The sequence below is a fragment of the Delftia deserti genome (assembly GCF_042653485.1).
GTDB classification, from domain to species: Bacteria; Pseudomonadota; Gammaproteobacteria; order Burkholderiales; family Burkholderiaceae_C; genus Comamonas; species Comamonas acidovorans.
In genome coordinates this window covers 6828509-6840684 of record NZ_JBHSIH010000001.1, presented here as the reverse complement: position 1 = coordinate 6840684, position 12176 = coordinate 6828509, and the positions used below count along the sequence as shown (strand labels likewise).

Here is a 12176-nt window from a genome sequence, read left to right as displayed (position 1 = left end):
ACCCGGAGAACGCCATGCAGGTCGTATCCATCATTTCAACCAAAGGTGGGGTCGGCAAGACCACCACGGCCGCAAACCTTGGCGGTCTCGCTGCGGACGCCGGGCTGCGCGTGCTGCTGCTCGATCTCGATGTGCAGCCCACCTTGTCCTCCTACTACGAGCTGGCCCATCGTGCGCCGGGCGGTATCTATGAATTGCTGGCCTTCAACGAGCGCGACCTCGGCCAGCTTGTGTCCCGCACGATCATCGCGGGCCTGGACTTGGTGCTCTCCAACGACCACCGAGGCGAACTGAACACCTTGCTGCTGCACGCGCCAGACGGGCGACTGCGGCTGCGACACCTACTGCCGATACTGAACCCCCTCTACGACCTGGTGCTGATCGACACCCAGGGCGCGCGCTCGGTGCTGCTGGAGATGGCGGTGCTGGCCTCCGACCTCGCGCTGTCGCCCGTGACCCCGGAAATCCTCGCCGCCCGCGAACTGCGGCGCGGCACCATGCAGTTGCTGGCGGACATTGCGCCGTACCGGCACCTGGGCATCGAGCCGCCGCCGTTGCACCTGCTCATCAACCGCGTCCATCCGGTGTCCGCCAACGCACGGCTGATCCAGCAGGCGCTGCGCGATCTGTTCCAGGGCCACACCGGCATTCGGGTTCTGGCTACCGACGTGCCGGCCATTGAGGCTTATCCGCGGGCCGCGACGCGCGGCCTGCCGGTGCATCGGGTCGAGTACCGCCAGCCAGTGGGCAGAGTCGCTCCCGCCGCGCTCACCACCATGCGCGATCTTGCCGACGAGTTGTTCCCGCAGTGGCAGGATCGATTGGCCGCAGTGTCCGGCCGTCCGCCACAGCCTCTTGATATCAGGAGGCCCCATGGCGAACGCACATGAACTGGCCCGAGGCCACAATCGGCTGCGCGCCCTGATCGAGTTCGCCGTCGGCGAAGGCTGGCACGTCAAGCGCACGGCGGGCGGTCACCTCAAGTTCACCAAGGCAGGCTGCGCCGCGATCTACACCAGTTCGACGGCCAGCGATCACCGGGCAGCCCTCAACGCCCGTGCGCAGATCCGTCGTGCCGAGCGCGAGACCCGATCCCAAGCGCAGGGGGGCGGCCATGACTGAGATCACCTCCCAGCAGATGGCCGGCAAACTGCTTGCGTCCGGGTTCGAGCGCAGCGGCCCGTCAGCAACGACCTTGAGCGACCCGATCGCCGACACGCCCATGGTCGTGACGCTCGACCAGTTGCGCCCCTACGACCACGACCCGCGCAAGAAGCGCAATCCGGTGTACGAGGAAATCAAGGCATCCATCCGCGAGCGTGGCCTGGACGCGGCTCCGGCCATCACCCGGCGGCCCGGCGACGATCACTACATCATCCGCAATGGCGGCAACACGCGACTGGCAATCCTGCGCGAACTCTGGTCGGAGACCCGGGACGAACGTTTTTTTCGGGTCTCATGCCTGTTCCGCCCATGGCCCGAGCGTGGCGAGATCGTCGCGCTCACCGGACATCTTGCGGAAAACGAACTGCGCGGTGGCCTCACCTTCATCGAGCGCGCTTTGGGCGTCGAGAAAGCGCGCGAGTTCTACGAACTGGAAATCCGCTCCACCCTGAGCCAGTCCGAGCTGGCCCGCCGCCTGGCCGCGGACGGATACCCCGTGCAGCAGTCGCACATCAGCCGGATGGCCGACGCCGTACGCTACCTGCTGCCCGCAATCCCGACCGTGCTCTACGCCGGCCTGGGGCGTCACCAGGTCGAGCGGTTGTCGGTCATGCGCAAGGCCTGCGAGCGCACCTGGGAGCACTACGCCAAAGGCCGCTCACTGGTTCAGGACTTCGACGAGTTCTTTCAGGATGTGCTGTCGCAATTCGATGTCCAGGCCGACGAGTTCTCTGCGCAGCGCGTACAGGACGAGCTGATCGGCCAGATGACCGAATTGCTGGACGTCGATTACGACGTGCTCGCTTTGGACATGACCGAATCCGAGAGCCGCCAGCAGGCCTTGGTCAGCGAGCCGACGCCGCCCTCGACGCCGCCTGCCTTGCCAGAGCCAGAAGCCATCGCGCGCCCACCGGCCGATACTGCGCCACCTGCTGCGAGGCCGACGGCAACGCCCTCGACGGGCGAGAGCGACGCGGACGCCAGTCATTCTGGCGCAGCCAGTCCGGCGGTAGATGACGACGTGCTTCGGGAGCACATCGTCTCGCCAGCGCCGACGACCGAACGGCTTGAGTCCATCCAGCGCATGGTCGCCGACCAGTTGGGCGATCCACTGCCGCACGACTTCTCGGCGAATGTCTTGCAGTCCATCCCGGTGCAGGCCGGCGGGCTCTATCCGATCTCGGATGTCTGGTACATCGCCCCCGGCCTGGACACACCCGAGCACCTGCGCATCCACGTCGCGCAGTTTGCCCGCGAGATTGCGGTCGAGGCAGACCTGGGCGAGTGCATCGATGACCGCCCAGACGGCATCGGCTTCGCCTGCCGTGCTCGCACCACAAACCCAGCGCCGCTGGGCCGTGCCGTCCATACGCTGTTGGCTTGCCTGGCCGGTCAGCAGCCCGCCGATGTCGGTCTGGACAACGGGCAACTCGTCATCGACCTGCCGGCGCTGCTGCACGGCCAGGGCGACGTAACCCGACGATTGAGCGACACCGCGCTGGTCAAGCTGTTCCGCCTGCTGCGACTGGCCCGCCGCCTGCTCGATCTCGAAGCCGGCGCTGCGGACTCTGGAACCTAAGCGAGGGAGGCCAGCATGTCCACAGCACACCCACTCAACCAGGCTGTCATCGCCCAGGCCCTCTATGACCTGCGCAATGGGCAACTGCGCCGCTGCAAGCTGATGGGGTTTGGCGAGGCAGAGCTGGACGCCCTCAAGCATCCCGCGCTGATCAGCGTGCTGGCCAACGCCAACGTCTCCTGGTGCTCAGTGACGGTCAACCGCGAAGTGCTGCGGCGGCTGCTCCAGCAGGCGCAGGACGTGGAGAAGGAAATCGCCACAGTCGATCGCATGCTCAGGCTGGGCGCGAGCACGGAGATGGTCAGCAAGTTCTATGGCTTGACGCATCAGGAAGTGGCTCTTCGCCGTGAAATCCTTGGTCTGCCCAAACGGAAGGGTCGGCACCCCGTGCTGGACGAGGAGCAGGACACGGAGCTGTGGCGGCAATGGAAGGCCGTGACCAACAGCAGGACCGTCGATCTCGAAGACGAAACTTCCATCCTCGATGCCGCCATGGACTTGGCCGAAGGCATGTCGCTGCCTCTGTCGGTGGTCTGGGCCTCGATCAAGAGCTGGGTCGATCAGGGACTGGCTTGAGTCATGGCCGTGGACGACACCGCACCACGAGCCCTACGCCAAGGCCCCATCGCACTCGCAGAGCTGTTCGATGCTGCGCTAAAAGGCCTTGTGCCCAAGCCCGCCCCCAGCGCACCTGCGTCTACACCGGCACAGTCGCCCACGCCCACCTCCGGCGATGCTTTCCTGTTCAGTGGCAACCGGCACGAGACGGTGCCACGCAAGTTGTTCCTCGACCGTCGCTTGACGCCGCTGGAACGAAACGCCTGGCAAGTGTTCCGGCTGATGCTCAACGACGATGGCGTAACCGCATTTCCCACCTACGAGCAGTTGCGGCCCTGGCTGGCGTCCATGCCCTGCGCAGGCCAGGCCTCGCATGAAACCGTGGCACGGGCGCTGACACTGATGCGCCTGACTCGCTGGCTGAGCCTGGTTCGGCGACGGCGTGACCCCAAAACCGGCCGCATCCTCGGCAATCTGTACGTGCTGCACGACGAACCCTTGACACCGTTCGAGGCCATGCAGCTCGACCCGGACTACCTGCAACTCGTCAGCCAGGCGCTCGGCCATTCTGCCAAGGCCGTGCAGATCGTGGGCCTGCACACGCTCAAGGAAATCGGTGAAGACCCATTACTGGCCGGACGCACCCTCCCGTCACGGTTGCAGGTGATGGCCGAACGTCTCGCCAAGCAGGACCTCACGGCCAGCGATAGTTATCCACAGGAAGACGCCATTCACGACTCCGAAGAAGGGGCTCCGAGCCTTCTTCGGAATGGCGAACGCCCCTCTACGGATTCCGAAGCAGGGTCGAAACCCGCGCCAGACGTCTCTCTTCGGAATCCGAAGCAGGCCCGTACAGTACGTAGTAGTTGTATTAATGAAATACGTACTACTGCGCAGGCGCGCGCGCTGGGCGATCTGCAATGGCCCAAGCGCTTTGCGCAACTGAAGGCGGAACAGCAGGCGGGTGCCAAGGTGGCATTGCAGCAGGTTGATGCCTCGCTGAGGCAGGACGTGCTGGACGAATGGGCCGCGCGTTGTAGCAACCACGGCATCCGCAATCCCGCAGGGTATCTGTTCGGCATCATCCAGCGGGCCATCCACGGTGAGTTCAATGCCTGGGCAAAGAAAGACCCGCCACCGGCACCCACTCAACCAAACGAACGGCCACCACCTGCACCGCCGGCCCAAACGCAGGGTAAGCCGGTGCCACCAGAAGTCGCCAGGCAGCACATCGAGCGGCTTCGAGATCTGCTCGCCAGCAAGTGAGCAGGCTGGCAAGGCGGTGAAGTGGACACCCATGGATGCCAATAGAGCTATCCCCTGGGGATAGTTCCACCGTTGGGGCGGATGCTGTGCAGTCGCAGACCTGACATCGAACATCTGCCGCAGCAGCGGCGTTGCCCGTCCTGATCCCGACGTGCAGCGTTCGTTGGCGCTCCATGGAGCTATCCCCTGGGGATAGCTCGCGCCGCATGCGGCCACCACGCGCTGAACCGGGGTCTGGCTGGTTTCGGTTTGTTGACTGACTGCCTTCCGCTTCCTGCCGAAGCTGACCGCTCCTTTTCCCACAACGAGCGGACACCATGGCAACCAATGAACCTCTGCAACTGAATCTCGGCTCCCTGCGCAGCGCGATGTCGCTGACGCTTCACACGCACCACGCCTCGCGCATCTGGCATGGCCGTGCCGCCGCCGAGGGGCGACCGGGCATCGTCGGCCTGAACGGCTACATCGCCCAAATGAACAAGATGCGGCGCGGTTCGGAGCAGGACGACCCGTACTCGGATTGGTGGATGCTGCGCATCGAGGCCAAGCTCGACCAGACCAAGACCACGCTGCAATCGCTGCGCGAGCAGGTGGATCAGGCACTGGCGAGCGTGCCGCCGGCACTCAGCCTGGGCGAGAACCTTAACGTGCAGCCCGTCAAGTTGCCGCTGTTCGTCAATGCGCAGCTCGGCTTTGCCGCCGTCTATCTGCTGGCCGACTACGACGACATCGCCCGCAAACTGATCCTCGCCCACCACACAGCGCTCATCGACCGCAGCACCTTGGAGCGCTGGCTTAACGAGGGCGCCCATGCACTGCGCAGCCTGTTTTCGCTGGCCCAGCAATACCGCTATTCGGGCTGCACGCGCGACGATTTCGTGTCAAAGAACGCCGCAGCACGGGCGGCGTTGGAGAAGTTCGGCGAACTGCCCCAGGACGTGCTGGAAGGCACGCGCCGCTCGAAGTTCGCGCCGCCCATCGTGCGCCGTGGCCTGCAACAGCGTGCTCAGAGTCCTGCTGCAGCGCCTGCCCCCAACGACGCGGCCACCACCGACGAGCCCGCCACTGACGCAGCACCCGAAGTCAGCGCCGGCGAGGTCGAGGACGAGCAGGCATGAGCGATCCGAACCGCGAACCCCGCTACTTCCAGGGCCTGCAACAGGCTGCCTTCATGAAGCTGGAACACGCTGCCTCTCTAAAAGGCCTTTTAAAGCCTTTTAAGGGTAAGGGGGATCTTGAGACCTGGGCCAGTCAGTGTTTCGCCATGCGCGACGAGTTGATTGACATGGCGCAGCGGCAGGTGCTGCAACAGGCAGTCGGGCATCCCTTCCACCTACTGCCCGTGGAGTTGGCCCAGCAGACCACGGGCGCAGGCACGGCGTTTTTGCGCTGGCGCAAGCACGACCGCTCAGCCATGGGCGTAGCCCTGTGGCAGGAATTGATGGCGAGCACCGGCACGCCGGTCAACCTGCTGGCCGAGCTGCACGCGATCGAGCTTCAACGCATCACGCTGAACATGCAGATCAGCCTGTTGCACACCTTGGGCAGGCAGGCCCAGGAGTGCGCCAGCAAGGCCGCCAAGGCGGAGGACGCCTACCTGCGACGGCTCAAGTCCATCCCACCTGGAGTGCGTGATCGGTGATGGCATCGGACACCCCAGTACGCGCCCGACGCCGACGCGGCACGGGTATTTCAACCACCATGGAGATTGCAACATGAGCACGCATTTTTGGGGTGAAGGCAACATTGGCTCACCGCCCGAGTACCGGGAGTTCCCCAACGGCAACGACGAGCCGCGGCGCTTGCTGCGGCTGAACGTGTACTTCGACAACCCCGTTCCCACCAAAGGCGGCGACTTCGAGGATCGCGGCGGTTTCTGGGCACCGGTGGAAATCTGGCACCGTGACGTCGCACACTGGAAGGATCTGTACCAGAAAGGCATGCGCGTGCTGGTCGTCGGATGCATGGAGCGCGAACCCTGGACGGACAACGAGGATCAGCCGCGCGAAACCTGGCAGATCAACGCGCGCAGCGTCGGCATCCTGCCGTTTCGCATCGAGTCCGTGACCCTCAGCCCGAAGCCGCAGGATGCGGAGGCAAAGTCCCAGGCCGCCCAGGAACCAGCTGCGCCAAAAGAGCCGCGGCGTAGGAAGTGACCCGGTATGAGCCGGCCACTGTTCGCCGCTCCATGCACCCGCGAGCTATCCCCAGGGGATAGCTCCATCAACGTCCACCGGCTTCCACGCGCTCCCGAAAATCGCGGCTCCCGGCCCGCCCCCCCCGGCTGCACGCCATCTCCACCCCAGCCATTCCATCCCGTGAAAGAGGTCGCCACCGCTCGCGACTTGTTTGCTGCTGCCCTTGGCGGTGCTCGGCATCCTCGATTCCAGCAACTCAATGAACCACGGAAATCGGATGGACGGACATGCGGCTGTTCTTGTGCGAGAAGCCCTCCCAGGGCAAGGATATTGGCCGGATTCTCGGCGCGACGCAGCGCGGTGAAGGCTGCCTCAGCGGCTCCGGCGTCACGATTACCTGGTGCATCGGCCATCTCGTAGAAGCGGCAGCACCCGAAGTCTATGACGCGGCGCTCAAGCGCTGGTCACTGGAGCAGTTGCCCATCATTCCCCAGCAGTGGCGGGTCGAGGTCAAACCCAAGACCGCCACACAATTCAAGGTCGTCAAGGCGCTTCTAGCGAAGGCGACCCATCTCGTCATCGCCACCGATGCCGACCGCGAGGGCGAGCTGATCGCCCGCGAGATCATCGACCTGTGCGGCTACCGTGGTCCCATCGAGCGCTTGTGGCTGTCGGCGCTCAACGATGCGTCGATCCGCACCGCGCTCGGCAAGCTGCGACCGTCGTCCGATACGCTGCCGATGTATTACTCGGCGCTGGCGCGTTCGCGGGCAGACTGGCTCGTGGGCATGAACCTCAGCCGTCTTTTCACGCTGCTCGGGCGGCAGGCGGGCTACGACGGCGTGCTGTCGGTCGGACGTGTCCAGACCCCGACCCTGAAGCTGGTCGTTGATCGCGACCGCGAAATCGCGGCTTTCAAGTCGGCGCCGTTCTGGGCCATCGACGTGTCTCTGTCCACAGAGGGTCAGGCTTTCTCCGCGCAGTGGGTTGCGCCCGACGGCTGCACCGACGACGCCGGTCGTTGCCTGCAACAGCCGGTCGCCCAGCAGGCGGCGCTGCAGATTCGCGTCGCGGACAACACCCAGGTGGTGTCGGTCGAGACCGAGCGCGTGCGCGAAGGCCCGCCACTGTTGTTCGACCTGAGCACCTTGCAGGAGGTCTGTTCCAAGCAGCTCGGGCTGGACGTGCAGGAGACATTGCAGATCGCCCAGGCCCTGTACGAGACGCACAAGGCCACGACCTACCCGCGCTCGGACTCCGGCTATCTGCCCGAAAGCATGTTCGCCGAGGTGCCCGCCGTCCTGGACAGCCTGCTCAAGACCGATCCGTCGCTGCGCCCGATCATGAGCCAGCTCGACCGCTCCCAGCGTTCGCGTGCATGGAACGACGGCAAGGTCACCGCGCACCACGGCATCATTCCGACGCTCGAACCCGCGAACCTCTCTCCTCTGAGCGAGAAGGAACTGGCGGTGTACCGGCTGATCCGGGCGCATTACCTGGCGCAGTTCCTCCCGCACCACGAGTTCGACCGTACCGTGGCTGAGTTTTCCTGCGGCCAGCAGATGCTGGTGGCCACCGGTAAACAGGTGGTCGTCAAAGGCTGGCGTCTGGTGCTGGCCGAACCGCAAGCGGATGAGGACGGCGACGACGCGGCGCGCAGCCAGGTGCTGCCCCCGCTGCGTGGGGGCCTGGCGTGCCAGGTGGCTGAGGTCGAGATCAAGGCGCTCAAGACGATGCCGCCCAAGCCCTACACCCAGGGCGAACTGGTCAAGTCGATGAAGGGCATTGCGCGCTTCGTGACCGACCCGCGCCTGAAGCAGAAGCTCAAAGACACGACGGGCATCGGCACCGAGGCGACGCGGGCCAACATCATCAGCGTGCTGATCGCCCGTGGCTACATCGTGAAGAAGGGGCGCTCCATTCGCGCATCGGATGCGGCGTTCACGCTGATCGACGCCGTGCCCGCAGCGATTGCAGACCCCGGCACGACGGCAGTGTGGGAGCAGGCGCTCGACATGATCGAGGCGGGACAGCTCACCCTGGACGTATTCCTCAGCAAGCAGGCCGCCTGGATTTCGCAGTTGATCGCGCAGTACGGCAGCATGTCCCTGTCCATCAAGCTTCCCCATGGGCCAGCATGTCCGCAGTGCGGCGCAGCGACGCGCCAGCGCACCGGCAAGAGCGGCCCATTCTGGTCGTGCAGTCGCTACCCCGACTGCAAAGGCACGCTGCCGGTCGAATCCGGTACGCCCAAGCGTGGCGCTTCGCGCTCGCGTAGCAGCGGCCGCAAAGGCGCCTGACTGACTCCGTTTCCCGTGGGCCGCGCCCTGTTTCAAAGGCGTGGCCCGTGTCCCGCACGCCCCTGCGGGTCGCCCAGCGCGCAACACCTTCTTGTCCGTGTGCGCGTCCCGCCCAGCCGTCCCCGGCTGCGGGACCTGAAGGTAGCTTTTCCGCGAACCGTCTCCCGCGTGTTCTGCTGGTCTGTGTTTCTCCCGCCCACTGCGAAGGGTCCCCCGATGGCTTACCAGGCAGCGCGAGCCACCCGGAGACCCTTTGTGGTCAGCGGTATTCGGTGCCGGTGCCCACCGGCGCAAAAACGGGCTCCCTTTGTGCGCGGATGTGCGCCAGACGATGCCGGCCCCAGCCACGACATGGGCCGGGTGTGATTGCTGATGAGCAGACGGTTCTAGCGACGACCGCGCCTGCAACAGCCCACGGGTGGTTATTTCCTCCCGAGCCGAAGGTCAGCGAGCCTTCGGCATCTTCATCTCGCCGATCAACGTTCCGAGCCAACGGCCGGCCACAGCAACAGGAAACCGACGCATGCAACAACCGGAGAAAGTACGAGCCGCGTTCGAGCGCGACCTTGGCAACAAGGTGCTGTTCATCAAGGGCGGCAAACTGCTGTTCATCGATGGCATCAATCTCAAGGCCATCGCCGACCGTAAGGCGTATTTCGCTTCGCTGCGTGCGCGGCAGGCGCAACCCATTGTGGTCCTGGCCGAACTGGGACAGGACGAGGCATTCGCCCTGTGGAAGCAGCATGTCCTGGGCGACACGACCGAGTGAGCCAACGCACCCACGCCCCCCCTGACAGCCCGCACTCGATGCGGGTTTTCTGTCTCTGCGCCCATCAATCCGGGCTGGGCCGAATGTCATTTTCCAACTGACGCAGCGCGGCCCCCGGACGAAGCTGCCCGCATGTTCGCTGATTCGTCAGCACATGCCAGCAGCCATGGGTTCCAGGCTGCCGTGGGTTCTTCCCGCGTAACCCGCCAGTCCGTATCGCATCAAGTCTGCGGACACGCGTCCCCGTGACGCCGATGCTTTTTATCCACCGCGTGCGGGAGCTGCCATCCCGTGAGGGACAAGGCCCCGCTTTTCCAAGGAGCCTACCCATGTCCCACAAAGCCTCTTTCGGCCAGTTGGCCTTGACCTATTGCGGCAAGTTCCTGCCGCTCGAAGTCCTGCAAAGCGCCGCCGGCCACTACATCGGCACGCGCGATACCGAAGGTCCCGTTTCGCGGGAATCGCACGAGTACTTCCGCAGCCATGCGGCGGCTCAACGTGCCCTCGAAAGAGGCGGCTGGTCCCAGCTCGCCATTCCCTGATCCAACTGGAGGAATCACGCCATGAATCAACTGCTGCCGCAGGAAGTCGTCGATCAGATCATGCGGGAAGAGCAGCATTTCGCTGCCGCGCCCCAAGCCTTCTTCGAGGCATGGAAGCGTGGTGCCGAGATCGCTGGCCCCGAATGGTTCGGCGACGGCACCCGTGACGGCCTGAACCAGGCCAAAAGCAAGTGGGATCTGCGTCCCAACATGCTGCGGCTCAACGATGCCCTCGGTGTCCTGAGCAGCGGGCAACGCATGTTTCTGTCCGCCATGGTCAGCTTCTACAACGCGCACGAGGGCGGTGCCATGCTCAAACGCTGCCATTTCCACGGGCTGTCGGACTTCGACGGTCTCGACTTGGAACGCCGCAAGGTCATTGCCGACTTGATGCTGAACTACAGCGGCTGGTGAGCCCGTTTCCGGCACACCCCCGTCTTTTCGTTCCCCACGAGGGACATGCGCCCACACAGCCATGTCCCTCGATTTCCTTTCCGTTGCCCAGCGTAAAGCGGCTGAATCAAAGCCAACGATCAGCGCCGACTGACGCATTTTCCCCTTTCAACCCACCGGGTCCAATTCCCGGTGGCGGGAATTGGCTCCATTATTCAATCTGGAGAGTTCCCATGTCCCAGAATCCCAATCCCTTTCTCCGTGGCTACTGGAATTTGAAGATCGTCCGCACGCTGTCCATCAGCTACGAGGACGGAATTCCGCATGTCTGGCGAAACATCCACCCGAGCCAACAACATCTTTCCGACGAGGAATTGATTTCATCGTCCTGCATCGTCACCAGCGATTTTGCGGTGGTCACGAACGGCTCTGAACCTGTGAGTGCCGAAGCACTGGCCGAATGCGATGCCGATGAAGGCGTTAACGGCGAAGGCGTGATCGGTGCCGTGGTCTATGCCATTCATGGCGAGGACTTCGACGGCCGCCTGATCCACGTCGGTGACAGCTATTCGGTCGAAGCCGCGCGGGAAGTTGTGCAGCGCCTGAGTTTCGAGACCGGCTACTACAGCCGATGCTGGGAGATCAGCAGCGCGCACATCAGCCAGGAAACCGGCCAGTACCTCGCCAACCTGGCGGACCTTGCCACGCCGGAGGCCTTTTTGTTCATCGCCTTTCGGGTTCCGTACAGCCCGGCGATCGGCGTCAAGCTGATCTCCACGCCCTGGACGGACAAGAACCTGGAGCACGCCGAGGGCATCACCGCCGAGCAGCTTCGGCAGGAGCACCGCAGCAAGGGCATGCCCGCCGACCTGGCGAACATCCTGGAGCTGGCTGGCCAGGCCGATGTGCGCATCCTCATCCTCGACGCTGACGCGCCCGTGTTGCTGGGCCTGCCGCTGGCCGAGCCCTAGCAAACACACCACGCGCCCACCTTCCTCTTTGCCCTCCATGCCAGCCCGTCTCCTTTCTGGGAGCCGGGCTGGTCCAATTCCATAGGAGCACTTTATGTTCCCCGACCTCATCTCGCCCGCACGCGACTTCGAGCATCAGCTTGGAGCCTGCGTCAACGCCATGGGCCAGGACGACGCCATCGGCCAGATCCTGGTATTCGAGCGCTTGAGCGGCATGCTGCACATGCGCCATATCGCCAGCGCCGATCTGGCAGACACCGACATTGATGCCTACGAAATGGTCGTCTTCGACGGCGGCAATACCGGCGGCGACTCGTGGAAGCACGTGTTCTTTCCACGTCAGCGCGAACACTACTTCGTGTACCAAGTCTGACCACCCAGCCGCTTTCGAGGGGCCTTTTCTTGTCGCGGCGCAGGAAAGCGGGTGCGGCGCGGTGCGGTTTCCTGAGCGCAGGCCGCTCACTCAAGGGCCATCTTTACCCCATGTTCGTCGGCG

General features: G+C 64.3%; 13 protein-coding genes and 1 pseudogene. All 14 read left to right on the top strand.

What is annotated here, in order from left to right; translation table 11 throughout:
* The first annotated feature begins 14 nt into the window (after nucleotides 1–14).
* The 14 genes and pseudogenes from ACFPFG_RS32180 (at nucleotide 15) to ACFPFG_RS32115 (ending at nucleotide 12053) form a co-directional block, all read left to right on the top strand.
* Nucleotides 15–890, top strand: coding sequence for a ParA family protein (locus ACFPFG_RS32180; protein WP_022579827.1), 876 nt, complete (start codon nucleotides 15–17; stop codon nucleotides 888–890).
* Complete coding sequence (locus ACFPFG_RS32175) at nucleotides 874–1122, top strand: hypothetical protein (protein WP_022579828.1); 249 nt, start codon at nucleotides 874–876, stop codon at nucleotides 1120–1122. Before ACFPFG_RS32180 ends, ACFPFG_RS32175 begins: the two co-directional genes overlap by 17 nt.
* On the top strand, nucleotides 1115–2743 hold the full coding sequence (locus ACFPFG_RS32170; RefSeq protein WP_380109966.1) for a ParB family protein: 1629 nt from the start codon (nucleotides 1115–1117) through the stop codon (nucleotides 2741–2743). The genes ACFPFG_RS32175 and ACFPFG_RS32170 overlap by 8 nt, the downstream gene beginning before the upstream one ends.
* A gap of 15 nt (nucleotides 2744–2758) precedes the next feature.
* Nucleotides 2759–3319, top strand: a complete 561-nt coding sequence (locus ACFPFG_RS32165; RefSeq protein ID WP_008267477.1) for a DUF2857 domain-containing protein — start codon at nucleotides 2759–2761, stop codon at nucleotides 3317–3319.
* A gap of 3 nt (nucleotides 3320–3322) precedes the next feature.
* The gene (locus tag ACFPFG_RS32160) at nucleotides 3323–4567 is read left to right on the top strand and encodes an STY4528 family pathogenicity island replication protein (RefSeq protein ID WP_380109964.1); all 1245 of its coding nucleotides are present in this window, start codon (nucleotides 3323–3325) and stop codon (nucleotides 4565–4567) included.
* Between the two features lie 317 nt (nucleotides 4568–4884).
* On the top strand, nucleotides 4885–5685 hold the full coding sequence (locus tag ACFPFG_RS32155) for a PFL_4669 family integrating conjugative element protein (RefSeq protein WP_012205957.1): 801 nt from the start codon (nucleotides 4885–4887) through the stop codon (nucleotides 5683–5685).
* On the top strand, nucleotides 5682–6209 hold the full coding sequence (locus ACFPFG_RS32150) for a DUF3158 family protein (protein ID WP_012205958.1): 528 nt from the start codon (nucleotides 5682–5684) through the stop codon (nucleotides 6207–6209). The genes ACFPFG_RS32155 and ACFPFG_RS32150 overlap by 4 nt, the downstream gene beginning before the upstream one ends.
* A gap of 73 nt (nucleotides 6210–6282) precedes the next feature.
* Nucleotides 6283–6723 (top strand): single-stranded DNA-binding protein, encoded by a 441-nt coding sequence (locus ACFPFG_RS32145; RefSeq protein WP_380109960.1) that lies wholly within the window; start codon nucleotides 6283–6285, stop codon nucleotides 6721–6723.
* 269 nt (nucleotides 6724–6992) lie between these two features.
* Entirely contained in the window at nucleotides 6993–9005 is a 2013-nt protein-coding gene (locus ACFPFG_RS32140) for a DNA topoisomerase III (protein ID WP_012205960.1), read from the top strand.
* A 538-nt stretch (nucleotides 9006–9543) separates the two neighbouring features.
* Nucleotides 9544–9774, top strand: a pseudogene (locus tag ACFPFG_RS32135) (hypothetical protein); the annotation flags it as partial.
* 329 nt (nucleotides 9775–10103) lie between these two features.
* The gene (locus tag ACFPFG_RS32130) at nucleotides 10104–10316 is read left to right on the top strand and encodes a hypothetical protein (protein WP_003158617.1); all 213 of its coding nucleotides are present in this window, start codon (nucleotides 10104–10106) and stop codon (nucleotides 10314–10316) included.
* Between the two features lie 21 nt (nucleotides 10317–10337).
* Nucleotides 10338–10730: a hypothetical protein gene (locus ACFPFG_RS32125; protein ID WP_012205962.1), complete on the top strand. Its 393-nt coding sequence runs from the start codon at nucleotides 10338–10340 to the stop codon at nucleotides 10728–10730.
* A 212-nt stretch (nucleotides 10731–10942) separates the two neighbouring features.
* Entirely contained in the window at nucleotides 10943–11680 is a 738-nt protein-coding gene (locus ACFPFG_RS32120; RefSeq protein ID WP_012205963.1) for a DUF5983 family protein, read from the top strand.
* Nucleotides 11681–11774: 94 nt separating this feature from the next.
* Nucleotides 11775–12053, top strand: coding sequence for a hypothetical protein (locus ACFPFG_RS32115; RefSeq protein ID WP_012205964.1), 279 nt, complete (start codon nucleotides 11775–11777; stop codon nucleotides 12051–12053).
* Nucleotides 12054–12176: the final 123 nt, after the last annotated feature.